Source organism: Mesorhizobium sp. M8A.F.Ca.ET.218.01.1.1, from assembly GCF_004791165.1.
Classification (GTDB): Bacteria; Pseudomonadota; Alphaproteobacteria; order Rhizobiales; family Rhizobiaceae; genus Mesorhizobium.
In genome coordinates this window covers 1-281 of sequence record NZ_SRUZ01000226.1, presented here as the reverse complement: position 1 = coordinate 281, position 281 = coordinate 1, and the positions used below count along the sequence as shown (strand labels likewise).

Annotated in this window: 1 protein-coding gene; it reads left to right on the top strand. The window is 62.3% G+C overall.

The window, feature by feature from the left end:
* A partial coding sequence (locus tag EN861_RS35115) for a HAMP domain-containing protein (RefSeq protein WP_135928265.1) occupies positions 1-281 on the top strand: 281 nt, incomplete at both ends.

Here is a 281-nt window from a genome sequence, read left to right as displayed (position 1 = left end):
GTCGCGCGCGAGGTCGGCATCGAAGGCAAGCTCGGCGGCCAGGCCGAGGTGCGAGGCGTAGCAGGCACCTGGAAGGATCTGACCGACAACGTCAACCTGATGGCGACCAATCTGACAAACCAGGTGCGTGGCATCGCCGACGTTGTGACCGCCGTCGCGCAAGGCAATTTGAAGCGCAAGCTGACGGTGGACGCGAAGGGCGAAATCGCCTCCCTCGCCGACACAATCAACGGCATGATCGAGACACTCGCCACTTTTGCCGACCAGGTAACCAACGTTGC